At 36.6% G+C, this 24783-nt stretch carries 28 protein-coding genes; 14 read left to right on the top strand and 14 right to left on the bottom strand.

What is annotated here, in order from left to right; genetic code table 11:
• Nucleotides 1-16: 16 nt before the first annotated feature.
• The 3 genes from CEF18_RS12200 to CEF18_RS12190 all read right to left on the bottom strand — a co-directional run bounded on the left by CEF18_RS12200 (nt 17) and on the right by CEF18_RS12190 (nt 3893).
• Nucleotides 17-469 carry a TlpA disulfide reductase family protein gene (locus CEF18_RS12200; protein WP_110936730.1) on the bottom strand — a complete coding sequence of 151 codons (453 nt, stop codon included), beginning with the start codon at nt 467-469 and terminating at the stop codon, nt 17-19.
• Between the two features lie 76 nt (nt 470-545).
• Complete coding sequence (locus tag CEF18_RS12195; protein WP_110936729.1) at nt 546-1091, bottom strand: peroxiredoxin; 546 nt, start codon at nt 1089-1091, stop codon at nt 546-548.
• A gap of 225 nt (nt 1092-1316) precedes the next feature.
• Nucleotides 1317-3893, bottom strand: a complete 2577-nt coding sequence (locus CEF18_RS12190; protein WP_110936728.1) for a CBS domain-containing protein — start codon at nt 3891-3893, stop codon at nt 1317-1319.
• Nucleotides 3894-4180: 287 nt separating this feature from the next.
• On the opposite strand from CEF18_RS12190, the gene CEF18_RS12185 reads away from it, so the two are divergent.
• Nucleotides 4181-4966: a phosphatidylserine decarboxylase gene (locus CEF18_RS12185; protein WP_183040875.1), complete on the top strand. Its 786-nt coding sequence runs from the start codon at nt 4181-4183 to the stop codon at nt 4964-4966.
• Between the two features lie 71 nt (nt 4967-5037).
• On the opposite strand, the gene mnhG is transcribed toward CEF18_RS12185, so the two are convergent.
• From mnhG to CEF18_RS12150, 7 genes are read right to left on the bottom strand one after another with little or no spacing between them, the layout of a single operon-like run.
• On the bottom strand, nt 5038-5421 hold the full coding sequence (gene mnhG, locus CEF18_RS12180) for a monovalent cation/H(+) antiporter subunit G (protein WP_110936726.1): 384 nt from the start codon (nt 5419-5421) through the stop codon (nt 5038-5040).
• Nucleotides 5396-5677 carry a Na(+)/H(+) antiporter subunit F1 gene (locus CEF18_RS12175; protein ID WP_110936725.1) on the bottom strand — a complete coding sequence of 94 codons (282 nt, stop codon included), beginning with the start codon at nt 5675-5677 and terminating at the stop codon, nt 5396-5398. Before CEF18_RS12175 ends, mnhG begins: the two co-directional genes overlap by 26 nt.
• Nucleotides 5677-6153: a Na+/H+ antiporter subunit E gene (locus tag CEF18_RS12170; RefSeq protein WP_110936724.1), complete on the bottom strand. Its 477-nt coding sequence runs from the start codon at nt 6151-6153 to the stop codon at nt 5677-5679. The genes CEF18_RS12175 and CEF18_RS12170 overlap by 1 nt, the downstream gene beginning before the upstream one ends.
• Before the next feature lie 5 nt (nt 6154-6158).
• Nucleotides 6159-7646, bottom strand: a complete 1488-nt coding sequence (locus CEF18_RS12165; protein ID WP_110936723.1) for a Na+/H+ antiporter subunit D — start codon at nt 7644-7646, stop codon at nt 6159-6161.
• Entirely contained in the window at nt 7639-7977 is a 339-nt protein-coding gene (locus CEF18_RS12160; protein ID WP_110936722.1) for a Na(+)/H(+) antiporter subunit C, read from the bottom strand. The genes CEF18_RS12165 and CEF18_RS12160 overlap by 8 nt, the downstream gene beginning before the upstream one ends.
• A complete protein-coding gene (locus CEF18_RS12155) occupies nt 7977-8402 on the bottom strand; it encodes a Na(+)/H(+) antiporter subunit B (RefSeq protein ID WP_110936721.1) in 426 nt (141 codons plus the stop codon). The genes CEF18_RS12160 and CEF18_RS12155 overlap by 1 nt, the downstream gene beginning before the upstream one ends.
• Complete coding sequence (locus CEF18_RS12150; RefSeq protein WP_110936720.1) at nt 8399-10837, bottom strand: Na+/H+ antiporter subunit A; 2439 nt, start codon at nt 10835-10837, stop codon at nt 8399-8401. Before CEF18_RS12150 ends, CEF18_RS12155 begins: the two co-directional genes overlap by 4 nt.
• Before the next feature lie 592 nt (nt 10838-11429).
• Here CEF18_RS12150 and CEF18_RS12145 point away from each other — a divergent pair.
• Complete coding sequence (locus CEF18_RS12145) at nt 11430-11645, top strand: hypothetical protein (protein WP_110936719.1); 216 nt, start codon at nt 11430-11432, stop codon at nt 11643-11645.
• Between the two features lie 48 nt (nt 11646-11693).
• On the opposite strand, the gene CEF18_RS12140 is transcribed toward CEF18_RS12145, so the two are convergent.
• Nucleotides 11694-11831, bottom strand: coding sequence for a sporulation histidine kinase inhibitor Sda (locus tag CEF18_RS12140; RefSeq protein ID WP_110937681.1), 138 nt, complete (start codon nt 11829-11831; stop codon nt 11694-11696).
• Nucleotides 11832-12224: 393 nt separating this feature from the next.
• On the opposite strand from CEF18_RS12140, the gene CEF18_RS12135 reads away from it, so the two are divergent.
• The 8 genes from CEF18_RS12135 to CEF18_RS12100 all read left to right on the top strand — a co-directional run bounded on the left by CEF18_RS12135 (nt 12225) and on the right by CEF18_RS12100 (nt 17357).
• Entirely contained in the window at nt 12225-12755 is a 531-nt protein-coding gene (locus CEF18_RS12135; protein WP_110937679.1) for a YqeG family HAD IIIA-type phosphatase, read from the top strand.
• Nucleotides 12737-13846, top strand: coding sequence for a ribosome biogenesis GTPase YqeH (gene yqeH / locus CEF18_RS12130; protein WP_110937680.1), 1110 nt, complete (start codon nt 12737-12739; stop codon nt 13844-13846). The genes CEF18_RS12135 and yqeH overlap by 19 nt, the downstream gene beginning before the upstream one ends.
• Before the next feature lie 32 nt (nt 13847-13878).
• Nucleotides 13879-14712: a shikimate dehydrogenase gene (gene aroE, locus CEF18_RS12125; protein WP_110936718.1), complete on the top strand. Its 834-nt coding sequence runs from the start codon at nt 13879-13881 to the stop codon at nt 14710-14712.
• Between the two features lie 2 nt (nt 14713-14714).
• A complete protein-coding gene (gene yhbY, locus CEF18_RS12120; protein ID WP_110936717.1) occupies nt 14715-15008 on the top strand; it encodes a ribosome assembly RNA-binding protein YhbY in 294 nt (97 codons plus the stop codon).
• Nucleotides 15009-15022: 14 nt separating this feature from the next.
• Nucleotides 15023-15598, top strand: coding sequence for a nicotinate-nucleotide adenylyltransferase (gene nadD / locus CEF18_RS12115; RefSeq protein WP_110936716.1), 576 nt, complete (start codon nt 15023-15025; stop codon nt 15596-15598).
• Complete coding sequence (gene yqeK, locus CEF18_RS12110; RefSeq protein WP_110936715.1) at nt 15591-16151, top strand: bis(5'-nucleosyl)-tetraphosphatase (symmetrical) YqeK; 561 nt, start codon at nt 15591-15593, stop codon at nt 16149-16151. Before nadD ends, yqeK begins: the two co-directional genes overlap by 8 nt.
• A 99-nt stretch (nt 16152-16250) precedes the next feature.
• On the top strand, nt 16251-16607 hold the full coding sequence (gene rsfS, locus CEF18_RS12105; protein ID WP_110936714.1) for a ribosome silencing factor: 357 nt from the start codon (nt 16251-16253) through the stop codon (nt 16605-16607).
• Between the two features lie 18 nt (nt 16608-16625).
• Nucleotides 16626-17357 carry a class I SAM-dependent DNA methyltransferase gene (locus tag CEF18_RS12100; protein WP_110936713.1) on the top strand — a complete coding sequence of 244 codons (732 nt, stop codon included), beginning with the start codon at nt 16626-16628 and terminating at the stop codon, nt 17355-17357.
• A gap of 139 nt (nt 17358-17496) precedes the next feature.
• On the opposite strand, the gene comER is transcribed toward CEF18_RS12100, so the two are convergent.
• The gene (gene comER / locus CEF18_RS12095; protein ID WP_110936712.1) at nt 17497-18342 is read right to left on the bottom strand and encodes a late competence protein ComER; all 846 of its coding nucleotides are present in this window, start codon (nt 18340-18342) and stop codon (nt 17497-17499) included.
• A gap of 150 nt (nt 18343-18492) precedes the next feature.
• Here comER and CEF18_RS12090 point away from each other — a divergent pair, with 150 nt between their 5' ends.
• The 3 genes from CEF18_RS12090 (at nt 18493) to CEF18_RS12080 (ending at nt 22572) form a co-directional block, all read left to right on the top strand.
• Nucleotides 18493-19119: a helix-hairpin-helix domain-containing protein gene (locus tag CEF18_RS12090; protein ID WP_183040876.1), complete on the top strand. Its 627-nt coding sequence runs from the start codon at nt 18493-18495 to the stop codon at nt 19117-19119.
• Nucleotides 19120-19226: 107 nt separating this feature from the next.
• Nucleotides 19227-19796 (top strand): ComE operon protein 2, encoded by a 570-nt coding sequence (locus CEF18_RS12085; RefSeq protein ID WP_110936710.1) that lies wholly within the window; start codon nt 19227-19229, stop codon nt 19794-19796.
• 478 nt (nt 19797-20274) lie between these two features.
• A complete protein-coding gene (locus CEF18_RS12080; protein WP_110936709.1) occupies nt 20275-22572 on the top strand; it encodes a DNA internalization-related competence protein ComEC/Rec2 in 2298 nt (765 codons plus the stop codon).
• A gap of 217 nt (nt 22573-22789) precedes the next feature.
• Here the strand turns inward: CEF18_RS12080 and CEF18_RS12075 are convergent, their stop codons facing one another.
• Nucleotides 22790-22921 carry a YqzM family protein gene (locus CEF18_RS12075; RefSeq protein ID WP_110936708.1) on the bottom strand — a complete coding sequence of 44 codons (132 nt, stop codon included), beginning with the start codon at nt 22919-22921 and terminating at the stop codon, nt 22790-22792.
• Between the two features lie 461 nt (nt 22922-23382).
• Between CEF18_RS12075 and holA the strand changes: the two genes are divergently transcribed.
• On the top strand, nt 23383-24420 hold the full coding sequence (holA, locus tag CEF18_RS12070; RefSeq protein ID WP_110936707.1) for a DNA polymerase III subunit delta: 1038 nt from the start codon (nt 23383-23385) through the stop codon (nt 24418-24420).
• A gap of 50 nt (nt 24421-24470) precedes the next feature.
• On the opposite strand, the gene rpsT is transcribed toward holA, so the two are convergent.
• Nucleotides 24471-24737: a 30S ribosomal protein S20 gene (gene rpsT / locus CEF18_RS12065; protein WP_110936706.1), complete on the bottom strand. Its 267-nt coding sequence runs from the start codon at nt 24735-24737 to the stop codon at nt 24471-24473.
• Between the last annotated feature and the right edge of the window lie 46 nt (nt 24738-24783).

Raw genomic sequence — 24783 nt, 5'->3', positions numbered from 1 at the left:
CGTATCACGGGTATTTTTACTTTTTTATTTCAATACCTAAAACTCTATTCACTCTTTTACGAAGCATTTTCATGCCTCCACCACCTGCTTGGAAATGACGAAGTTGACCTTCTTCATCAAACACATAGTAGGCAGGTACATATTGATTTTCAAAAGCATCCGTAAGTTTGTGTTCATTGTCAACAAAAACCGACTGACTGATATCGTGTTCTTTAGCAGTTTCTTCAATGACTGCCATATCAAGATCCTTTTCAGATCGTGGCATGTGAACCGCAATAACGTTTAGTTTATCGCTGTATTCATCACGAAATTCATTTACATCTGGCATTGCTTCTTTACATAATCCGCAGCTTACAGACCAAAAATGAATTAATGTAGGCTTGTCACCCACAAGATCCTCTTTAGAAACTTCTCCGTTTAGCCACGCAGTTGCCCCATTAAGATCAGGCATTTGTGCTCGCAACTTCATCAAAAACACTCCTTAAAACACATTTTCTTAGATGGTACATCAATAATATTATCTGACGCATCAATCGTTTGATAACTTACAGCGTAGCTTGTCCTGGCTTCCAGTTGGCAGGGCATAATCCACCTGTTTGAAGTGCTTGTAATACACGTAATGTTTCATCAACATCACGACCGATATTGTTGTGATTTACAACTGCATACATTAATTCGCCTTCAGGACTAATGATGAAAAGACCTCGCAAAGCAACACCTTCGTCTTCAATAAGTACACCATACTCACGAGAAATTTGGTGATTAGTATCTGCCGCAAGTGGATATTTCAGATCACCAAGACCATTATCATCACGATGAGTATTAATCCAAGCCTTATGTGTGTGGACAGTGTCGGTTGAAACTCCTATAACTTCTGCATCTAAATCTTCAAATTCATCAAATCGGTCACTAAGAGAAGTGATTTCTGTTGGACAAACAAATGTGAAGTCCATTGGATAGAAAAATAAAACTGTCCATTGATCATTTTTCATATTTTCTTCTAAAGAAACCTTCGCAAATTCTTTATTAGGCATAACCGCATCCATTTCAAATCTTGGTGCTTGTTTTCCTACCATACGTTTTTCAGCCATGTTATAAATCTCTCCTTTTATAAATAATGATTGTCATTTAAGTCCAATTGTATTCCTTAAAATGAAATAGTGTCATTTAAGTGAAATGATTCACTAACTTTTCGGACTCAATTGCTATTATAAAAGAGCTTAAAAGTGATAGCAAGGATAATCCCTTTAAAAAGACAAATATTTGGAATACCACTGTAAAAATGTGTCTTAAAAACTCGATTTCAAATGTCATTACTAATACTGTCCAGTGAGTTTCTCGAGAATTTCTCTTTTCGTAATAGTGGATGATTGTAACTGAAATACTTCGGCCTTATAAAGTAATTCTTTAAATAAAGGACTTGGAGTTAATCCCAATTCTTTGAGATCATTTCCAGTTATTTTTCGTTGTAATCTCTCTCTTTTGATTAAATAATCAATAAATGATTTTTTAGCGTCTTGGTGAATGAATGCTAGAAAGCCTAAAAGTGATTCCAATGAATAAGTAGAAAAGTGTTCGTGAAATGTTGCTATAGGGGCGTTCACAAGGTCTTGGTTTAGATGGTGTATTAACTCCTCGATTTTATTTAACACAGTTTGATCTTCTTTCGATAAACAATAGTCTTCTAATTCCCGTATGTCTTTAGAGTCTCCATATGTCAATGCCGCCATGTAGCCTATCCAGACAGACCTAGAAATGGCAAGTCCTTTTTGATGTAGATCCCTGTGGTAATCCTCTAGCTCGCGTATTCGATTTGCAGCAATCTCATGTTTGATTGGATTCGTGACTAAATAGGTGTGAAGTTCTAGTTCATAAAGTCGATTCACGCCGTGAGAGGCGTTTCCTTCGTAAAAAAGTCGACATAGTTCATTCGCTAATCTTTGTTTTGATACAGAGAGAATATTATTAGCAGATTGGTGAGCTAGTTTTTCTGTTTGAGTGTCCATGCGAAAATCAAAACGGCTTTCAAAACGAAGCGATCTTAAAATTCTGGTAGGATCTTCTACGAAACTTAAATTATAAAGCACACGAATTTTCCCTGATATAAGATCTTCATATCCGTGAAAATAATCCAGCAGCTCACCAAAACTTTCGTAATTGAGGGATATAGCCATGGCATTAATAGAAAAATCCCGTCGAAATAGATCCTCTTTAATGGTTGACATTTCTACTTTTGGAAGTGCCGCCGGAAAATCATAATATTCAGTCCTGGCACTTGTTAAATCTATAAGGAAACCAGAAGGATGTTTCCAAGTTGCTGTTTTAAATTCTTCATGCTGCCTTACTGAACCTCCATAAGTTGCTTGCAAGTGAAGGGCAAGTTGGATCCCATTACCTTCCACAACAATATCCATGTCTTTATTATCTTTATCAAGCAAAAGATCACGAACCATTCCACCTATTAGATACGGTGCCATGGAAAGTTTTGCGGCTTGGTCGCCTATACTTACTAATAACTGATAAATCGAACTCGGGAATTTTTTTCTCATTGTTTGTGTCACTTGCCGTTTTGTTGGGTGGGGAAAGCTAGATGGCAACATGGTACTACCTGTTTTTTCACCGTGCATAGCTTGAATGATATTTGACCTCGAAACAATACCTACTAAAGTATTCTCATGTATTACCGGTAGTCGGCCGACATGTTTATCAATCATGATTTCCTGAATACGGTCAATGGTGTCATGAATTGTTATGGTGATAGGCTCATGGCTCATAAATCCTTTCACAGGAGCGTGTCCCAATTTATGGTGTAAAGCTTTATCTACATCTCTTCGCGAAATAATACCCTGGATCTTTTCGTTATCCACAACGGGAAAGCCAGTATGACCATATCTATATAACATTTTAGAAGTCGTTTCAATGGTTGTATCAGGAGCAACGACTCTCACTGGGGACGACATCATATGTTTTGCCATTAAGGCTGGAGAAACGAGAGAGGGAAGTTTTTTTCGAATCCTCTCTACTATCAATGTAACCGGTTGATTTTTGATTAGTGCAGAAGCAGCTTTCTTATGCCCACCTCCGTTAAGAGATTGCATGAGAGGCAGCGCATTTATCCTCTCTGAAGCAGCCCGGTACGTAACAAACGTTTTTTCTCCCATCTGCACGACAGAAAATACTGCATCTGCTCCAGTTACCTCGATTAATTTACGCGTAATTTTCGAAAGATGACCAGTGTAATTTTTTTGCTGAAATGAAGCAAGTACAATATCCAAGCCATCTATCGAAATTAATTCACTATTTTTTAATAAGCTTTTAAAAAGTATCTGTTGTGGTTCTTTCAATGGAGCATCGGAAAACTGTTCCACTACTTGAAGGTTCGCGCCATTTTCCAACAGCCATGCAGCAGCTTTGAAATCTCTTGCATTTGTATGCCCATATGAAAAGGAACCGGTATCCGTATACAGACCCATTGAAAAAACAGTAGCTTCAAAGGGTGTAATTAGAACATCAGTTTGAATGAGTAGTTCTATTAATAGTGTAACTGTAGCACCAACATGTTCTATAATCGTTTCTTTATGTTCAGGTGTCTCACTCGTACGAGGATGATGATCATAAATAATCAATTCTGTTTGTGTTGGCAATAACTCAGATTGCCCCGTCCGGTCAAGATCATTAGTGTCTACGAGAATAACCGTTTTAACATGCTTCCATTCAATTTGTTGAGTTTGTTTGTACGGGAATGTATCTTTATATATAGCTAGGAAGTGAGATACTTCCGGCCCTATTTTCGAGGGCAAAATTATCTCAGCCTGCGGGTATAGTTTTTGGGCAGCTATCATCGAAGCTAAACCGTCAAAATCTAAATTAGAATGGGAAAGAATAATTTGCATATTTTTGTCCTCCAAAAAAGAGTAAATATTAATATGAGAAGCTAAGGAAGAAATTCTTACCTTAATTTTACTACCAAATCTTGTATTAGTAAAAGACACACTGTATTTAATAAAATACGCTTTGTGTTTTTCTTAAAAAAGTCTCCCCGATGGAAGACAACTATATTAAATTATATTTTTATACGGGAAAATACCTATCACAAGGATGGAAAATGTTAAAATTGTTAACATAAAGGAAAGGTAAGTATAGCATTAAAATGCTGAACACAAATAGAGGAGTCTTAATTATGAAAAAAGAAATGTATAAATTAATGCTGGAATTAACAAACAACCCAGTCTATTCAAGGCTATTAAAGGGTTTTGTAAGTACAAAATTAAGTAAACCATTTGTCTCATCATTTGCAAAAGTATACGGTGTAAATCTTGGAGAACTCGCAAGGGAAGTCACTGATTACCCTACACTTGGCGAATTTTTCACCCGTGAACTGAAAGCTGGGGTTCGTGCATTACCTGAAAATGAAAACGAGATTGTTAGCCCGGTTGATGGAGTTTTAACGGAGTCAGGGAAAATAGGGGAGGATTTGTCTTTTCATGTTAAAGGAAAGGCATATTCACTTAAAACCATGTTAGGTATTCAGTCGGCGATTAACAGATATGAACATGGGGATTACTTTGTATTTTATTTATCCCCGAAAGATTATCATCGAATACATAGTCCTTTTTCGGGAAAAGTCGTCAAAAGATGGGCACTAGGGAAATACTCAGAGCCCGTGAATGAGATGGGGAAATTTTATGGCAAAGAACCCCTTGCTTCCAATTATCGATTAATCACCGAGCTAACTCATCAGGATAAACGGATGGCGATGGTAAAGGTAGGAGCATTGAATGTGAACAGTATTCATCCTACCCATGTAGGAAAAACACTTGATAGGGGAGAAGAGGTAGCTTATTTTTCATTTGGATCAAGTATTGTTCTGTTATTCGAGCCAGATACGATCGTGATAAACGAGGAAGTCAAGCAAGTGGATGTTGTTATCGAACACGGGCAATCAATTGGCAGATGGAAAGAGTAAAAACAATGAAAAAATATTAAAAGAGGGTGTCTCAAGGTCAATTATGACTTTTTGAGGCACCCTCTGTATTTTTAAACATCACTATTTGATTTTTCTTGCTTATTTTTCTTCTCATGTTCCCTCATTGCTATCGCTAAATCGTCTTGACTATTTTTGTCCGACATTTTAATTCCGGTATTATATGCTGCCTTAGAAACCATAAATGCTGCAACGGGAGCAGTAAGAAACACGAATAAAATGGTTAAGAGAAGCTTGCCGACAAAAATATCATGTATGAACCAAAAGTAAAAAAACGTTGCGAACATAATACTGATAACACCTAAAGTAGCACTTTTAGTTGCAGCGTGTAACCTGCCATAAACATCTGGAAAACGAAGAATGCCAATGGACCCGATGAAGGTAAGCCCTCCACCAATGAGAAGAAGGATGCTAATGATGATTTCGATCAATGACAACTCCTCCTTCCAAAAATTTGGAAAATGCAATCGTACCAATAAAGGCTAATATTGCAATAACTAGGATTGCTTCTGAATAAGCAACTGTATCCTGCAGAATCATGATGATTCCAATAAACCCTATTAAGTTAATACCTGTAGTATCTAGGGCTACTATCCTGTCGGCGATTGTAGGTCCAATAAAAACTCTGTAAAGACAAATAGCAATTGAAAGCGACATTAATACTAATGTAATATGGCTGACGGTATAAAGCATTAGTTGGTCACCTCCAGAATAGCCTTTTCAAACGAATCGTGTATTTCTTTGATTGCCGCCTCTTTATCAGGCACATGAATGGAGTGTATAAAAATCGTTCTTCCATCCTCTGAAAAATACATCGAAAGCGTTCCAGGTGTTAACGATATAAGATTTGCCAACAAGGTTACTTCCCAATCTGTTTTAAGTTTTGTTGGCACCGCAATAATTCCTGGTTCGATGTTCAGTTTGGGACTGAGAATGATTTTAATAACATCGTAATTAGACATTATCAATTTATACGAAAAGAGAATAATCAGTTTGAAAAGGGCATAAATCCGCCGGAAGTAAAAATCAAACTTTAAAAACCTTCTCAAGAAAAACAATAGGACCAACCCGACAATATAACCCAACATAAATTCAACGGGGCTGAAATTGTTTTTCAATAGCATCCAAATTACTGCTATCAACATATTAAGTAAAATTTGAAACGCCATAATACCTACTCCTTAAACACAGATTCAATGTATTGTGATGGGTCCAGTAACTGTTCTGCTATTTCCATAGAGAATGAGAAGATCGGTTCTGCAAATACTCCCATTGCAATCGTCAAAGCTGCTAAAGGAATAATAGGGAGTAGTAAAGGCATTATTTTCACAGGATTATCTTTGTCATTCTCTATTTTAGGTTCTCCCCAGAAAACATAGATAAATATTCTGATCATAGAGTACAGCGTTAATAATCCTACAAGTAAACTAATAAAAACGATAATATACTGACCTTGATCTAAACCGGCTACGATCATCGCAAACTTTCCGAAAAATCCACTTAGTGGGGGAATACCTGCAAGTGCTATAGCTGAAATGAAAAATAGCCAGCCTAACAGGGGATATGTTCTTAATAAACCACCCATTTTTGTTAGATCCGTTGTTCCTGTTATTTTCTGTGTGACGCCTGCATAAAGAAATAACGATGTTTTGACAATCATATCATGTGCTATATAAAATATGGCACCCGCTATCGCATATGGCGTAAACAACGCTAGTCCCATAATCATATACCCAACATGACTGATAATTTGGTAAGACAGGATATGTCTGAAATCGAACTTGGCGACAGCACCTAATATTCCTACAAACATAGTAGCTCCAGCCAAAAATAAAATTACCGAATGTGTAAAATCAATATTGTGTATAAATACGAGTGTAAACACTCGGAAAATCGCATATACACCTACTTTTGTTAAAAGTCCGCCGAAGATAGCTGCAATTGCTGTAGGAGGTCCATAATAGGAATTAGGCAACCAAAAATACAATGGAAACAAAGCTGCTTTCATCGCAAATACGATTAGTAATAGAATCGCTACAACATTGAAGACACCGGTTTGTTCAGCCTCAGCAATTCGTTGTGCGAGATGTGCAAAATTCAAAGTACCTGTTAACGAATACAGAAATGCAAGAGCAATTAGAAATAAAGCAGAAGCGAAAATATTAATTACTACATACTTGAAAGATTCTCTAAGCTGGTACTTTGTTCCGCCCATTACAATTAATATGTAAGACGAAATCAGCATAACTTCAAAAAAGACAAACAGGTTAAATATATCGCCCGTCAAAAAGGCACCATTAACCCCGGTTAATAAGAAAAAATAAAACGGATAGAAATAAAACTTTTCTCTATCCTTATGAATGGTTTTATAAGCAAAAAAGAGACAAGCTACTCCAACAATTCCGCTTAGGATAGTCATCAATCCAGCAAACAAATCGGCAACAAAAATGATACCGAATGGTGCGGACCAATTTCCAGCCTCCAATGTTAATATTCCGTCCTGATAAACGTGATACGTGAGGAAAACAGAACTGAATAATAGTATAAATGCAGCAAGACCACTGATTGTACGTTGAATCGTCGAGAAATTCTTGAAGAATATAAGAATTACGCCTGCCACAAAAGGTATTAGGACTGGAAGTAATACAACAATATTATTCATCGCCATTACCCCTTAATTGATCTAAATCATCGGTTTTGTGTTCTTTATACGTTCGATATCCAAGTACTAATACAAATGCAGTAACTCCAAAGCTAATAACGATAGCAGTTAAAATTAATGCTTGAGGAAGTGGATCAGTATAGGAAGAAGCATCTTCTGTTAAAAGCGGCGGAGACCCTCCCATTAAACCAGCCATTGTTAATATTAATAGATGGACCCCATGTGACAAAAGGACAATCCCAAATACTACCCTTAATATACTTCTCGTTAGCAATAAATACGTGCTCACAGAAATGATGATGCCAGCTGTGACGATCATTAATATTTCCATTATGAATCATCCTCTGCAATGGTTAAAATTATTAATAGAGTGATTGCAACGACAACGATAAAAACTCCAAGGTCAAAAGGAAGAGCGGTTGTTAATTCAACCTCACCTAGTATAGGTAATTCAAAGTAATCGAAATATTGAGTAAGAAAAGGATCTCCAAACAATAGACCATTGAAGCCAGTTAACAAAGCGATTAACAATCCCGTTGCAATAAGCGTTGAATAATCAAATGGTAAAACTCGTTTAATAGTCTTTAAATCGAAACTTAAGTAGAGAAGAATAAGCCCTGAAGCCATCATTAATCCACCGATAAATCCTCCACCTGGACTATTATGTCCTGCAAAAAATAAATAAATCGAGAAGGAAAGGATGATAAAAGTAACGATACGAGTAATGGTATGGAGCATGAGGTAATTTGTCTTCATATATCCTCTCCTCCTTTCATTTTCAATTTAATCATCGTTACAACACCTAATGCTGCAATAGATAATACCAACACTTCAAGTAATGTATCCATACCACGGAAATCGACAAGGATGACATTGACCATATTATAGCCGCCACCTAAAGCTTTTGAGTTTTCAATGAAATATTCAGAAATGGACGTGATGTCGAGATCATTTCTCATTGCATGGACGCTTATTCCCGTGACAATAACAACCAGTCCCATACCGATAGAAACGACTAAATTAAATATATTAAATCTCGGTTTCACATCTATTTTTTTCAGCTCAGGTAAATAAATATAAGCCAATAAAAAGAGTACAACCATCACTGTTTCAATCAGTAATTGTGTCAATGCTAAATCGGGAGCTCTAAAAATCACAAATAGCAGTGCTACAAGAAAACCAATCACACCAAGGACTAAGATGGAAGATATCCGATGGGAGATGAATGGTAAAGAAATGGATGCTGCAATAATTACTAGTATTACAATCCATAAATATGGAGGCACCAAAGTCAGATTTGCAAAGTCGTATTGAAAAGCATTGAATTTTATAAAGGTCCAGGTGATCATACCAATAATAAAAACTAACATGTAAAGAATGTAATCTCTTAGTAAGCCGGTCATTTGTAACTTTGTAACTTTTTGAGATCCCGTGACCAACCCGTCTAATCCGTTATCGTAAAATGCGTTAAGTGGATCTCTTTCTCTCATGAAGAAAGTAGTTTCTTTCCAGCGGTCTAAATTCAAATAAATAAGTGTACCGAAAGCAACAACAGCTATCGTCATAAACAATTCGGGATTAAGTCCATGCCAATGGTATATTTTTACGTCAAATTGTTCTCCTTCTGTGAGGAGTCCTGGCAGAATGGATTGCATCGCAGGATCAATGATCGTGTAGGCCAATAAATTCGGAAAGAAACCAAAGATTACAACTAAAGAAGCTAGGATAATTGGCGGGATTAATAAGCCCATTGGAGCCTCGTGAGCCTCTTTATCCAGTTTTTCAGGCTGGTATTTTCCAGTAAATGTTTTAAAGAACAAAATCATGCTGTAGATAAACGTAAATACACTTGCAATCCAAGCAACAACCGGGAAAATAAAACCAAGTGTTTGAACGTTAAAAATATCAAGCGTCATACTTTGCAGCGTGCCGGTAAAAAACATTTCCTTGCTCAAGAAACCGTTAAAAGGAGGTAATCCAGCCATTGAAGCGATCCCTATGAGTGAAATGGTAAATGTAATAGGCATTAGAGCCATAAGTCCACCAAGTTTACGAATGTCACGTGTACCTGTTTCATGGTCCACAATCCCTACTACCATAAATAGGCTGCCCTTAAAAGTTGCATGGTTAACAAGGTGGAATATTGCCGCAAGAATGGCGACCGAGTAGACCGATCCGGCATTAGGAATATCAAAATACAAAGCTGCAGACCCTAGGCCAAGCAAACTCATGATTAAACCTAGCTGACTAATGGTTGAAAAGGCAAGAATACTTTTTAAATCCTTTTGTCTAATTGCGGATACGGATCCCCATAGCATGGTAAATAATCCGACCCCGGTTACGATCCAGAACCACTCAGCCTCCCCGCCAAATAAAGGGGTAAAGCGAGCTACCAAATAAATTCCTGCTTTAACCATGGTTGCAGAGTGTAAATAAGCACTAACAGGCGTAGGTGCTTCCATAGCGTCAGGCAACCATATATGGAAAGGGAATTGAGCTGATTTTGTAAAAGCTCCAAGTAAAATTAATAGCATTGCGGGTAAAAATAAAGGACTGTCTTTTAAAACATCCGCGTATGAAATGATTTCACGAATACTAAAAGTTGCAGAGCCGAGAGCTCCAGTCATTACATAAAGCAATGCAAAACCGGCAAGCATAGCGAATCCACCTGCAACAGTTATTAACATAGACTTTAAGGCCCCATAACGTGATTTCTCTTTATGATACCAATAGGCAATTAACAAAGAGGAAGAAAGGCTTGTGATCTCCCAAAATACATAAAGAACCATTAAGTTATCGGATAAGACTACTCCTAGCATAGCTCCCATAAACATTAACAAAAATACGTAAAAGTTGTTAAGTGGTTCGTCTCTTTTATTTGCGATGTAATAAATGGAGTAGAGAACAACTAAAGCCCCTATTCCAGTGATCAGCAAGGCAAATAAAAGGCTTAAACCATCTAAATAGACAGTATAGTTTATGCCTAAAGAGGGCACCCAAGCAACAGTGTTTTCTACTATTTCCATGGCCTCTCCACCCAAAGGGAGATATTGAATTAAGTAGATAAATAGTAGTAAAGGGACTGGCAAAACAAACCAGCCTGTATGTATATGACGGAATTTTTTGTATAGAAACGGAATGATTATCGCTACTATAAAAGGTGCTAAAGCAACAAAATGAAGCATTGACAAGTTATTTACCTCCTTATTGAACAATTGATTCATGGGTTTTCATTTTACCAGTTATTTTACCACTTTTATTAAATGGGTCGCAGGGAATTACTCTTTTTCGCGCAAATAAAAGTATAATATAAATCGAATGTCCTTGCATCCTTTATTACTTTAACATGCGTGGACTTTATAAATAATGTTAAATATGTAGAAACACAGTTAAAACAAATGAAATCTTTTTTTAAAATCTTTTTTAAAATTACGATTTGTTATGACTAAATGTTGTTTTTAAGCAGTTTGTTTTTATAAAAGTTTATAAAACTCGATGCATACTCGTGAAGTAACGCTCGTCCTTGCGGGGGCCCCAATCATTGCTAATCCGGCAAGACTCCTGTGAAAAAAGATCCGAAGGCTGACCCGCCCCCCCGCGGAGCGATTAGATTGAGGAGGATAGAAAACGGTACTTATTCCAAACAAGTTCCCCTGAAAACAAGCCAATCCTCTTACATAGCATCTTTAATTTAGTTAAAGAGTATTCTTCTCAAAAATTTTCTGTTTCATTGTATAAATAAAAAAAACAGGCTCACCCTTATAATAAAAGGAGGTGACCTTGTTGAGATTAAAAAGAAAAGTATTGATATCTTTGATAATATTTAGTTTTATATTTTCTGTTGGAGGTGTTCTCCATATAAATACAATGAATGACATGATGAAATATCGTGAAAATGAGGATCAGTATGAGGGGTTTCAATTAGATGAAGAACGATTAATACCAATAAAGTTTGAACCCAGGGAATATATCCGGGTTATTACAAGGCGTCAGGAATAGGACAAGAGAAATAGCTGCTTAAGTTATTGGTACTTGTCCTATTTTTTTCTATAGATCAATTTTCTTATCATAAATAGCACGCAGTTCCATTTCTTTAAGTACTAAGTACAGGAAATCGTCAGATAGGTTTAATTCTCGAGCTTTATAGTATGTTTCAACAAGAAGTTCATCGGACAAATTTTGCATCGCTCCATATCTTCTCATGAAAATTATCCTCCTTTTATTCAAAACGTTCACTCTTTAGAAAGTGTCTTTCTTAGTGAGTTTAGTTGATATTACCACGAATGTCAGTGGTACTCAAACGAGACATTATCCACAAAATCGGTGGATATCTTTGTGGATATGTTGTTTATAAAGACTCTAAATAAAAGGTACATCTCTTTTGTTCCTGTGCAAAAACTTATCCACAGATAAGCATAAATGTAAAATTTTGTCGAAAGATTTTTGTAATAGTTGCAATTTATTTTTAAAATTTCTAGTTATATTTGAAATCAATGATCGATTACAGGTAATATAAAGAGATGAAATATTTTCTAATAGAGGAAAATGCAATTTCTGAACGCGAAATGGGGGAAGTTTGTGCTAAAACAATTTATTCCAGACCAATATGTTCAATCTGTGTTTGATATATCGATTACCGAACTCAAAGAAAAAGGTATCAAGGCAATAATAACAGACCTTGATAATACCCTAGTTGAATGGGATCGTCCAGATGCTACAGAAGAATTAATTGCTTGGTTTGAAAATTTAAGAGAACTAGGGTTTCAAGTTGTGATTGTATCTAATAATAATGAAAAGAGAGTAAAGTATTTTGCGGACCCTCATAAAATTTCATTTATACACAGTGCAAAGAAGCCGTTGAGCCGTGCGTTTAAAACTGCATGCAAACTCATGAATGTAAAAAGAGAAGAAACAGTTGTGATCGGTGATCAGCTGTTAACAGATATTTTAGGTGGCAACAGAAGTGGGTTTCAAACGATACTCGTCGTGCCAGTAGCTAAAAACGATGGTTTTTTTACTAAATTCAATCGTCGGATTGAGCGAATAGTTTTCCAATCAATGAAAAAGAAGGGGTTAATAGAATGGGAGAAATCGGAAGAGAAGAAGTAATTTGTTCGGGTTGTGGAGTGAAAATTCAAACGGAGAGTAAAGATGGACTAGGGTACACACCATCTTCAGCAATGGAACGAGATGTTATTATATGTCAGCGATGTTATCGGTTAAAACATTACAATGAGGTTCAAGATGTCTCTTTAAAAGATGACGACTTCTTAAAAATTCTAAATGAAATTGGAACAAAAGAAGCCCTTATCGTTAAAATTGTTGATATATTTGATTTTGATGGAAGTTGGTTGCCAGGTTTACATCGATTTGTAGGAAAAAATAAAGTTCTCCTTGTTGGTAATAAGGTGGACTTGCTTCCTAAATCCGTAAAAAGGCAGAAGGTCATTCAATGGATGAAACGGACAGCAAAAGAATATGGTTTGACGGCTACAGATGTGCACTTAATGAGTGCGCACACAGGTGAAGCATTGATGGATGTTGCAAATTTAATCGATGAACATCGTGGTAAAAAAGATGTATATATCGTTGGTTCCACCAATGTTGGAAAATCAACATTTATTAATAAGTTGTTAAAGGAGTTTGGAGCAGAAGATGAGATGTTAATCACAACGTCAAACATTCCCGGAACGACATTGGACATGATCGATGTTCCTCTAGACGACGGTTCTAATCTTTTTGATACACCTGGAATTATTAATCATCATCAGATGGCTCACCTTGTAGATAAAGAAGAGCTTAAGATAATTACACCGAAAAAAGAAGTGAAACCAAAAATATTTCAACTTACTTCGGGTCAAACATTATTCTTAGGTGGATTGGCAAGAGTGGACTTTAATAATGGAGAACCTCAATCGTTTATTGTTTATGTATCCAATGATCTTCATATTCATCGTACTAAAACGGGAAAAGCTGATGAATTGTATTCTAATCATTTAGGGGAGCTATTAACACCGCCTAAAAAAGAGAATATAGCTGCTTTTCCTGAAATGACAGAGAAAGAATGGAAAATAAAAGAGGGGAAATACGACCTTGTTTTTTCTGGATTGGGCTGGGTGACTGTTAGTGGTTCAGGTAGTATTGTAAAATCTTATGCACCTAAAGGAGTCACGGTAAGTGTAAGACCTTCAATATTTTAATTTTAATTAGCTAATAGGGGAAGTGATGGAGAATGAAACAAGTATATGGTGTGATAGGCGATCCAATTTCGCATAGTTTATCTCCGGTCATGCAAGAAGCAGCTTTTAAATATTGTCATTTAGATGCAGCATATCATGCGTTTCATGTTCCTAAACAGTATCTAGAACAAGCAGTTCAGGGAATGAGAGGCTTGGGAGTGAAGGGCTTAAATGTCACGCTCCCACACAAGGTGGAAATTATGAATTTTCTTGATGAGATTGATCCTTTAGCAGAGAAAATAGGAGCTGTTAATACGATTGTTCAGGAGGATGGTAAGCTTGTAGGTTATAATACAGATGGAGAAGGCTATATGCAGTCTTTGCAGCCAATTTCAGAAAAAACGATTGCCTCCTCTCGTGTATTAATAATAGGTGCAGGTGGTGCAGCAAAAGGTGTAGCTATAACGATGGCTTCTTATGGTGTAAAGGAATTGGTTATAACAAACCGGACGTTATCTAAAGCGGAAAGTCTGGCACAGGACTGTGGAAAGTACACAAGTTCAGCAGCTATGCCAATTGGAATGGCACAGGCCAAATTAACAGAATTTGATATTATAATTAATACAACTTCGATTGGAATGACGCCTGACATAGATACCATGCCTTTATCACTAGAGATGCTAGGTAAAAATGTAATTGTCAGCGATCTTATATATACTCCTTTCCAGACAAGATTTTTACTGGAGGCGGAAAAAAAAGGTGCAAAGATTCTTAACGGTTTAGACATGTTTGTTAATCAAGGTGCACTATCATTTAAGTATTGGACAGGACAGGAAGCTCCACGGGAAATAATGAAAGATGTAGTTATGAAAGAATTAGGAGGATAATTATGCTAACTGGAAAACAAAAACGCTTTTTACGAGGAGAGGCTCATCACTTAAAGCCAATATTACAAGTTGGAAAAGGCGGAGTGAATGAAAACCTTATTAAACAGGCAGATGATGCATTAGAAGCAAGGGAACTCATTAAAGTAAGTATTTTACAAAACTGCGAAGAAGATAAAGAAGTTGTCGCAGAAGAAATCAGGCGTGGAGCGAAAGCGGAAGTCGTTCAAATTATCGGGAATACATTGATTTTCTACAAGGAATCTAAAGAACAAAAATCGATTGAACTTCCGAATTAATAGGGAGGAGCAACATGAAAAAAGTAGGTATTTTTGGTGGAACATTTGATCCTCCGCATCTCGGGCATCTAATTATGGCCGAGGAAGCAAGAATAAAAGGAGAGTTGGATGAGATATGGTGGATGCCGAATTATGTTCCTCCCCATAAAAAAGTCTCTTCCAAAACCACGGAGAAGCAACGTATTGATTTAGTGACACTGATGGTTAACACTCATGATTCTTATAAACTTTGCCTCATCGAAATGCAACGAAAAGGTCTTTCATATACAGCCGATACGGTTCAAGATCTTCTAGAGGACTATCCGAATATGCAATTTTCGTTCATAATGGGTGGAGACAGCTTGAAAAATTTCCATTCTTGGCATAAAAGCGAAGAATTACAAGCGATGTTGCCATTTATAGTTATAGTTAGACCAGGTTTTCAAGTTCCTCGTGTTAGTGTCCCAAAAGAAGTGCTTTTACTAGAGGAAGTGACAGTTGAATTATCGTCTAGTTATATTCGGAAAAGTATAAGATCGAACAAGGAGAACAAGTTTTTGCTTCTAAATGAGGTATACCAATTTATAAAGGAGAATCGTTTATATGAATGAGGTTACTGCATTTGAAACGGTTCAAAAGGCCTTGAAACCTATACGTTATGAGCATACTGTGCGAGTTACGGAGGAAGCAACAAGATTAGTTGGCATTTATGGTGGCAATCTAGAAAAAATTAGATTAGCTGCAATTCTTCACGATTATGCAAAGCACCGTCCAATTATTGAGATGAGGCGTAAAGTGCAAACGTGCGATAAACTCCCCAATGCCATGTTAGACTATGGCGATGAGATACTTCACTCATTTGTAGGAGCTGTATTTATTGAAGAAGAACTTTTCATCACGGATGAGACAATCCTATCATGTATTCGATCTCATACGACGGGAAAAGTAAGTATGTCACTGGAAGAAAAAATTGTGTTTTTGGCGGATTATATAGAACCAGGCAGAACATTTCGACAAGCGGAAGAAGTAAGAAAAATTTCCGATGAAAATCTTGATCTGGCTTGTCTGACTGCACTGGGAAATACGATTCAATATTTAAGCAATAAACAGTTGCCGATATATCCGGATACTTTTGCAGCATATAATGATTTTGTTTTAAGATAGGTTATAGTAAAGGTAACTCGTTTAATTAATTTTAAAGCTGGTAAGAGGAAAATGTTAAAATATGTTTTTTTTATTAAAAATGGAGGTTGTCAATAATATATGAATTCGAATGAGAAACTGGATATAGCTGTTAGAGCAGCGGATGATAAACTAGCGCATGAAATAACTACATTAGATATGCAAGGAGTTTCCCTAATAGCGGATTATTTTGTGATTTGCCATGGTAATTCAGAAACACAAGTAGCCGCGATTGCTAACGAAATAAAAAAATCTGCAGTGGCAGCGGGCTTTGAACTTAAAAGGTTAGAAGGAGCAGATAAGGCTAGATGGATCCTAATTGATTTAAATGATGTGATCGTTCATGTCTTTCATAAGGAAGAGCGTTCTTACTATAACCTCGAAAAGTTATGGGGAGACGCACGTATAATCGACGTAGAAGAAATTCTGAATAGATAGTACAAGGAGGACGATTACATGAAACACGATCACTTCGCTTCCTTGTATGATAGTTTAATGGAAGACGCGCCCTACAAGTCATGGCTGTCATTTGCAACAACTAATTTCCCTGATAAAGGGAGTATTTTAGATCTGGCATGCGGAACTGGAACGTTTACATGTATGCTTGCAAAGCAAGGATTTACCATGTTTGGGGTAGATTTGTCTCAAGACATGTTGACAATTGCTGACGATAAAAAAAGAGAGCAACGATTAAATATTCCTTTTATACTTCAAGATATGAGATCTTTTAGCGGATTTGAACAGCTCGATGGCATTACGCTTTTTTGCGATGGTTTGAATTACCTTCTTGATTCAAAGGACGTCAAACAAACCTTCCAACAAGCTTATTCAGCTTTGAAGTCTGATGGGGTATTTTTGTTTGATGTTCATTCAGAATATAAAATGGAATACATTTTTTCAAATCAGCTTTACGGAGAAAATGGGGAAGATATTTCCTATATGTGGTTTTGTGAACAAGGAGAAGAAACGTTGAGTATCGAACACGAGCTTACTTTTTTTCTGAAAAAACAAGATGGTTCATACGAACGTATTGATGAAACTCAGTATCAAAGAACTTTTCAACTGCAAGAATATAAGCAATGGTTGGAAGAAGCTGGGTTTCAAGAGATTGAAATTTCAAGTGATTTTGGTGAAAGTACGGATTTAGAAGAGAAAGACCGTATCTTTTTCAAAGCTGTAAAAAAATAGTTTTCAAAAATTGTTTATTCTTATATACTAAAGAATAGATAAGCATAGGCTGCCCCGAATCAGGGGCACTGCCTTTAACTACTCAAAACTTCCTCATTTCATTCAATAACATAGTCAAAACTTCTTTTTAACGATTAACTCATGGTTCCTCCCTATCTTTTATCTGCTCAACAATTTTTCGGCGGTCTTCGCGATATTTTTTTTCTGTTTCTCGAAATAAATGGTGAAACATCATTCCTACTTCATCCTCAAGTACTTTTAATCCAACTCCAGTCACACCACCCGGCACTGTAACTCTTTTCTTTAAGGTTTCTAAATCAAAATGTTGTTGTCGAAGAGTTTCACCATAACCGATAATCATCCGTTCCATTATTTTTAGAGCCGTTTCTTCATCAATTTCAGTTTCGTCTGTAGCTCCTTTTATCATTTTCATTAAGAGAAAGCTTAGAAATGCTGGTCCACAACTGGCAATGTCAGACGCTACTCTTGTGATAGGTGGAGTGATCAGCTGAGGTCTGGAGATAGAAGAAAACATTTCCCAAAGTTCTTTCCGATGCTTCTTGGTGCACTGAGAGCCAAATGTCACTAAGGAAGGCCCATCTAAGGAAAGATTAACAATGCTTGGGATGAAACGCACAACAGGGATAGAAGAAGGCTGTAAAATCCTTTCTGATTCTTCCACTTGAAGAGGACTTGTGATCGTTATAATAATATGATTGGTGGTAATATTTTCTTTCATAGATTCTAGGACAGCAACCATCTCATGAGGCTTCACACATAAAAAAATCCACTCACAGTCCCTAAGCAACTCATTAACATTTTGATGTATCGTGGTTTTCTTATACTTTTCCTGCAATTTTAATGGCTTCTCCATAGTACGATTTAACATGTGTACATTTTTTTGAGGAATATACTTTGCCTTAATAAATGCTTCTATGATCAAACTCCCCATACTTCCTGTACCGATGAAGCCGATATTTTTCATATACTTCACTCCTAATAAACTAATTCTTATACTTATGAAACGAATAAGCTTCCTATGATTTTTTAATGTTAGTGAATGATTAGACGAGTTGTTGATAAAGGAAAGGGGTTCGTGTCAAAACTAAAGCAAGTAGAAAAGGAGCATAAAATAATGAATTTCACTAAAAATAACGTTCAGCAAAAGTTCATTGTGTTGGGTGTAACGATATTAGTGGCTGTTGGCGGTTTGATTGGTTTCGGTGTTTCTTCTTTTTCAACGGAGGACGAAGAGACAGAAGTTTCATCACTTCCATGGGAAGAAGAGAGTCCCGAGGATAATAGTGAAGAGGAAGCAGAAGTCGAACCTTCCTTTTATGTAGTTGATGTTAAAGGAGAAGTCACAAATCCAGGTGTGTATACAGTTAAAGATGGTGAAAGAGTTCATGATGTTATTGAACAGGCTGGAGGATTCACAGGAGAAGCTCTTAAAGAAGCGATAAATCTGGCAGAGAGGTGCTATGATGAAATGGTGATCGTGGTTCCAAAAGAAGGGGAAGAAGCGGAAATAAGCGACATATCTGGCGTGAGTGAAAGTCCTTCGAATGAAGGGATACTTTTGAATCAGGCAACAGATACAGAGTTGACGGAGCTTCCGGGCATTGGTCCCTCAAAAGCAGAAGCTATAGTTGCCTATCGTGACGAGAATGGACCCTTTCAAAATGTTGAAGATTTAGTTGAGGTACCTGGCATAGGCGAGAAAACACTGGAGTCAATAAAAGAATTTCTCATAGTTAGGTAATTATTTTCTTTAATGGAAATGTGCACCTTTTTATTTTGATTGACGTGAGGGACAGGCTTTGTCTAAACTGGATAGAGAATGAAGAGTAATTAGGAGGAATACATAAAATGGATCGAATTTCATGGGATCAGTATTTTATGGCGCAAAGTCATTTGTTAGCCCTTAGAAGTACGTGTACGAGATTGATGGTAGGAGCTACAATTGTTAGAGATAAGCGTATGATCGCTGGCGGATATAATGGGTCTATATCGGGTGGAAAACACTGTATTGATGATGGTTGCTATCTAATCGATGATCATTGTGCCCGCACAGTTCATGCTGAAATTAATGCAATTTTGCAATGTGCGAAGTTTGGAGTTCCCACCGAGGGTGCGGAAATATATGTCACGCATTTCCCTTGTTTGAATTGCTGTAAGTCTTTGATTCAAGCTGGAATTAAAAAAGTTATTTACGCAAAAGAGTATAAGAATCATCCATTTGCTCTTGAAATGTTTGAACAGAGTGGTGTGGAAGTGGAACAGGTCGAGCTGGAGGAAATGATTCTGGATGTTAATTCAAAGGAGAAATTAACGTTCGCGGCAAATCTATTAAATAAACTAGAAGAAAATGGTGTAGAATCAACAGAAGTTGAAAAATTGAAAGATCAGGCAAATAAACTTTTTACAGCAACTCCTTAAGTTAATTTATTTAAATGAGGTTGTCTCATAATTTATACCAAGTTTGTGCATGAGGCAATCTTCTTTATAATGATCTAATGACGCAAGTCCTCTGCAACAGTTTCCAACTTTTACTAATCCCCCCAGCATTGTTTTTAAAAATCCCTATTTTTACTTATCTATATTATAAAACTCGAAGCTACTTATAGTTCTATTATTTTTAGAGATTGTCCTTTTACTTTAGACAGAGGTGCTCAAACTCGCTCTTCTAGGCAGACGCAACAAAATAGCTATTAAAGACTCTAAGTTTTTGCATGATACTGCTATGCAGTTTTAACTTTAAGAGATAAGAATTTATAAAATTAGGAGCTACCTTCTCGCCGCAAGTATCAAGGAGAAACCACCCTTGATACTTAAGAGATGGCGGCGGAAGCTGACGCTGTATTTAATAAAAGACGCTTTGCGTTTTTCTTATTGCGTTCAGCACAAGGGGGGAGCCATGTTTTCTCGTAGTTATTGTTTTATGTTTTTTGCGATCTCAGGATTACTGTTAGCGTTTGATGGGTGGAATCTTTGGTCAGCAGGTTTTTTGGTGTTGGGCTGTTTTCCATTTGTAGTGTATGGTGTGAAAAGAAAAAACTTTCTAAGTGCAGTAGTATCTGTACTGGTTTTGAGTATATTTTATTTATATGGACTTTACCATCTAGAAACCATGTCAACGAGACTGACAGGTGAAGAAGCAAATTTCAAAGGCAAGATAGTCTCCAATGTAAAACAATCAACATCAGGAGGATACTCATTCCAAGTATTGTTAGATAACGGAGAGAAAATCTTACTTTCTTACAGGCAAGAAAATGATTTAGAAACAATCCCCAATAAGTATGACTACTGCAATTTCACCGGTGAGCTAGAGATTCCTCCTCCCTCTAAAAACCCCTATACCTTTAATTATAAAAAATATTTATACGAACAACATATCCACTGGAGAATGACAGTAAATGAGAATACCCTTGTATGTGACGCAGGGGAAGGTTTATTAAAATGGTTGGATTCTGGTCGGAGCAAAGCAGTGCATAAGATAGTCCAAAAAGATGATTTGGAAACTTCTGCATTGATATCAGCCCTTGTTTTTGGTGAAAGATCGTACATGAATGAAGAAAGATTGGAACAGTTTCGACAATTAGGAGTATTGCATTTGCTAGCTGTATCTGGTTTACATGTGGGGATTGTAACAGCTTTTATTTTCAATATACTTTTGCGAATAGGTTTAACGAAAGAAAAAGCTTCCTTAATCGTGTTCTTTTTTCTTCCTTTTTACATATTTGTTGCTGGTGGTGCTCCCTCCGTCGTGCGTGCTTCATTCATGTGTATGCTATTTTTAGTCATCACTAGATATCGAATAAATCTCAAGGGAATCGATGTGATTTCGTTTGTCTGTCTCGTTCTTCTTATTATCGATCCATTTTACTTGTATCATTTAGGTTTCCAGTTGTCCTTTTTGACGAGTTTTGGTTTATTGCTGTCTAGCAAAGTATTCAACGAGACTTCTCCGATAACGTTATTATTTAAAGTGACGGTTACCGCTCAAATTATTTCCATGCCCCTATTTCTTTATCACTCTTTTGACTTTTCGGTATTAACTATTCCTGCTAATTTAGTGTTTATTCCGTTTATTTCTATGTGGATTTTACCGCTATCGTTTATTACGGTAATCTTAGATGCTGTGATTCCTCCTTTAGCTCTAGTTACTTATAACCTTCTCTCCATCAGTACCCATCTCATTCAACTTGTATTGGACTTTGTATCAACTCTCTCATGGAGTGTTATTGCTTTAGGAAAACCACCAGAATGGATGCTATGGAGTATGTATATTAGTATTTTTATTGGCATGGTTCTTATTGAAAAAAAACAAACATTTATACGGGTATTGGGGGGGACAATCATGTTGCTGCCATTTATCATTCAGTTTCTCATGCCTTATATGAATGAGGATATAACCGTAACGATGTTAGATGTAGGACAAGGTGATGCCATTGTCGTGGAATTACCCCATCGAGAAGCGGTCTATCTCATCGATACAGGCGGAGTTGTACACTGGGGAGAACAAGATGAGTCGGTAAGCCCTAAAGGACCTGGTGCCTATGTTATTGAACCTTTTTTAAAGGCTAAAGGAATTAAAGAAATTGATTTACTTATTATGTCTCATGGCCATTTAGACCACATCGGTGAAACGTGTTATGTATCTGAAAAATTTTTGATTAAGGAGGCGTTATATCCTAAAGGTACTCCGATATCAGAAGAAGGTAGAGGAAGTCTGGAATGTTTATTTAATGATAAAGTCGAGATTACTTTGGCCGAAAAAGGGATGAATTGGAGTGTTGGGAAAAACTCATTTTATATTTTTCATCCATCAGGAACAGAGAATACGGAAAATGAAAACGAAAGGTCTATCGTTGTATACGCAGTTTTAGCTGGAAGAACGATGTTGTTTGAAGGAGACTTGGAAGAAGATGGAGAAACAGAGCTACTTGAGAATTACCCTGACATAACGGTAGATCTCTTGAAAGTTTCACATCATGGAAGCAATACTTCTTCGGGGGAAGCTTTACTAAGCCAATTAAAACCAGCATATGGCTTTATTTCTGCTGGTGAAAATAATCGTCATGGTCACCCTAGTGCGGAAGTATTGGAAAGATTTGCGAGCCATAAAACGAAGGTATTTCGAACAGATAAGCAAGGGGCTATTGTGATAAAAATAAATAACGGGATTATAAATGTAACGCCATTTCTACCGTGATTAACTGTAAATTAATGTTTTTTAAAAAGAAATAAGAATTTATAAAATTAGCAGCTATCTTTACGCCACAAGTGTAAAGGGAAACCCACCCTTGACACTTAAGTGATGGTGGCGAAAGATCACGCTGTATTTAATAAAAGACGCTACGCGTTTTCATTAAAGAAATAAACACGCTTCCAAGTCTAAAGGAAGCGTGTTATTTATGTAGTACCATCATTTAAAATAGGAGATCGATTACTTGTGCAATAGCGAAAATGGTCATAAAAAAACCAAATACTACAACAAATCCAATACCGCTATCAATAGCATCATTGCGATTTGATTGAACATCCTTTTCAAATTCGTTCATTTTGCATCCCTCCTGTTGCTTTTTAGAAAGGTAAGAAAGTACAAATCTGTTTCTTACACCGACTAGCTCGAGCGCCTTTTCACCAGCGAAATGTGTGATCCAAAATCAAGGTGCATATGCTTATTTTAGTATAAGTCATTTCGCTGGAAAAATCCATACTTAAGCATGTAGAAGAAAAAATTTTTGTGAATTGATTTCCTCTAAATTATTTATTAAAAAGAACATGCAGACTGGTACATTTAATATAAATTGGCTCTATTTCCTAAGTGCTGTCACCTATATATTAACGAGACATAGGATAACATATGACTACAAGATTGATTATCGTCCCCGGAAGGAACCTAGGTCTTTTTTAGGGTGGCGTTTATCATAAATGGGAAACGCCTGAGACAGGCGTTTCCCTTTTTCTATTCTCCTAAAGCTATGGTAAACTTGAGATGGTGAAGGAGGAGGAGGAAGTCTTGTCCTATGTAAAAGTATTGCAAGAATTAAATAAAGGGGAGTTAGCTCCTTTATATTTATTATACGGAACGGAAACTTACTTACTTGAAGACATGTTGCATCGTATTATTTCAAAAGGGCTCTCTGCAGAAGAGCAGGATTTTAATTTATCAAAGTTCGATATGGCTGAAAATCCTGTGGAAATTGCAGTGGAAGAAGCATATACATTCCCTTTTATGGGGGAAAGAAGAGTCGTACTAATTAAAGATGCCATCTTTTTTTCTGGCCAAAAAGATCCTAAAAAAGTCGAACATGATTTAACCAAATTAGTAAGCTACATAGAAAAACCGGCACCAGAAACTGTATTAATTGTGCTAGCTCCTTACGAAAAATTAGATGACAGAAAAAAAATAGTAAAATTAATGAAAAAACAAGCAACGGTTATGGAGGCCCGTCCTCTGGTTGAAAAAGAATTGCGACAATGGATTCAATCGAAAGCGAAAGAAGAAAAAGTAGTGTTTAACGAAGGTGCTGAGCAAGAACTGATAACATTAACAGCTGCCAATTTAATGCAAATGGCTTCTGAAATAAAAAAATTGGCTTTACATGTCGGAGAAAACAACGAAGTACTTAAGGAACATGTATCTTCGCTAGTAGTCCGGTCACTAGAGCAAGATATTTTTGTTTTAGTTGATGGCGTAGTGAAAGGTCAAGCTCATCAATCGCTGAAAATATTCAAGGATTTAATTAAACAAAAAGAACCACCTTTACGAATACTTGCAATGATGGTTCGTCAATTTCGGATATTATATCAGGTGAAGCAGTTGTCACAGCAGGGTTACGGGGAGAAAATGATCGCCTCCCAGCTTAAACTTCATCCGTATGTTGTTAAATTAGCATTAAAGCAAGTGCAAAGATTTAAGGATGAAGAATTACTGTCTTACTTAGACCAGCTTGCTGAACTTGATTTTCGGATTAAAACAGGAAAAATGAATGATGCTTTAGGGGTAGAGTTATTCTTGATACAAAGGGGAACTAAAATCAGAATCGGAAAATAACCCATAAAAAAAACCAAGTTCGGGAAATCCCTGTAACTTGGTTTTTTTTATTAAGCAGAAATTTCGTTTAAACGCTGTTGTAAGCGAGACTTTTGACGGTTCGCTACGTTTTTATGGAAGATTCCTTTATTTGCAGCTTTATCAATTTTCTTAGTAGCAGATAGGAATGCTTGTTTAGAACCATCTACATCTTTTTGATCAGCTTTTGTATTGAAAATTTTAATTGCCGTACGAAGGTCTGATTTAAATGCAGCATTTTGAGCGCGACGCTTCTCATTTGTTTGGACACGTTTGACAGCAGATTTAATGTTTGCCATCTTATTCACCCCCTAGACAGTAATAACGTTTTGTTTTGTGTGCAAC

This window comes from Salipaludibacillus neizhouensis, from assembly GCF_002886185.1.
Lineage (GTDB): Bacteria > Bacillota > Bacilli > Bacillales > Salisediminibacteriaceae > Salipaludibacillus > Salipaludibacillus neizhouensis.
The sequence above is the reverse complement of the archived record's forward strand: the minus strand, read 5'-3'. Positions and strand labels throughout refer to the sequence as shown.

Coding starts and splice junctions, on each gene's coding strand:
- CEF18_RS12200 (WP_110936730.1), bottom strand. CDS start 469: ATGAAGTTGCGAGCACAAATGCCTGATCTTAATGGGGCAACTGCGTGG.
- CEF18_RS12195 (WP_110936729.1), bottom strand. CDS start 1,091: ATGGCTGAAAAACGTATGGTAGGAAAACAAGCACCAAGATTTGAAATG.
- CEF18_RS12190 (WP_110936728.1), bottom strand. CDS start 3,893: ATGCAAATTATTCTTTCCCATTCTAATTTAGATTTTGACGGTTTAGCT.
- CEF18_RS12185 (WP_183040875.1), top strand. CDS start 4,181: ATGAAAAAAGAAATGTATAAATTAATGCTGGAATTAACAAACAACCCA.
- CEF18_RS12175 (WP_110936725.1), bottom strand. CDS start 5,677: ATGCTTTATACCGTCAGCCATATTACATTAGTATTAATGTCGCTTTCA.
- CEF18_RS12170 (WP_110936724.1), bottom strand. CDS start 6,153: ATGGCGTTTCAAATTTTACTTAATATGTTGATAGCAGTAATTTGGATG.
- CEF18_RS12165 (WP_110936723.1), bottom strand. CDS start 7,646: ATGAATAATATTGTTGTATTACTTCCAGTCCTAATACCTTTTGTGGCA.
- CEF18_RS12160 (WP_110936722.1), bottom strand. CDS start 7,977: ATGGAAATATTAATGATCGTCACAGCTGGCATCATCATTTCTGTGAGC.
- CEF18_RS12155 (WP_110936721.1), bottom strand. CDS start 8,402: ATGAAGACAAATTACCTCATGCTCCATACCATTACTCGTATCGTTACT.
- CEF18_RS12140 (WP_110937681.1), bottom strand. CDS start 11,831: ATGCAAAATTTGTCCGATGAACTTCTTGTTGAAACATACTATAAAGCT.
- aroE (WP_110936718.1), top strand. CDS start 13,879: ATGAAACAAGTATATGGTGTGATAGGCGATCCAATTTCGCATAGTTTA.
- yhbY (WP_110936717.1), top strand. CDS start 14,715: ATGCTAACTGGAAAACAAAAACGCTTTTTACGAGGAGAGGCTCATCAC.
- nadD (WP_110936716.1), top strand. CDS start 15,023: ATGAAAAAAGTAGGTATTTTTGGTGGAACATTTGATCCTCCGCATCTC.
- yqeK (WP_110936715.1), top strand. CDS start 15,591: ATGAATGAGGTTACTGCATTTGAAACGGTTCAAAAGGCCTTGAAACCT.
- rsfS (WP_110936714.1), top strand. CDS start 16,251: ATGAATTCGAATGAGAAACTGGATATAGCTGTTAGAGCAGCGGATGAT.
- CEF18_RS12100 (WP_110936713.1), top strand. CDS start 16,626: ATGAAACACGATCACTTCGCTTCCTTGTATGATAGTTTAATGGAAGAC.
- comER (WP_110936712.1), bottom strand. CDS start 18,342: ATGAAAAATATCGGCTTCATCGGTACAGGAAGTATGGGGAGTTTGATC.
- CEF18_RS12090 (WP_183040876.1), top strand. CDS start 18,493: ATGAATTTCACTAAAAATAACGTTCAGCAAAAGTTCATTGTGTTGGGT.
- CEF18_RS12085 (WP_110936710.1), top strand. CDS start 19,227: ATGGATCGAATTTCATGGGATCAGTATTTTATGGCGCAAAGTCATTTG.
- CEF18_RS12080 (WP_110936709.1), top strand. CDS start 20,275: ATGTTTTCTCGTAGTTATTGTTTTATGTTTTTTGCGATCTCAGGATTA.
- CEF18_RS12075 (WP_110936708.1), bottom strand. CDS start 22,921: ATGAACGAATTTGAAAAGGATGTTCAATCAAATCGCAATGATGCTATT.
- rpsT (WP_110936706.1), bottom strand. CDS start 24,737: ATGGCAAACATTAAATCTGCTGTCAAACGTGTCCAAACAAATGAGAAG.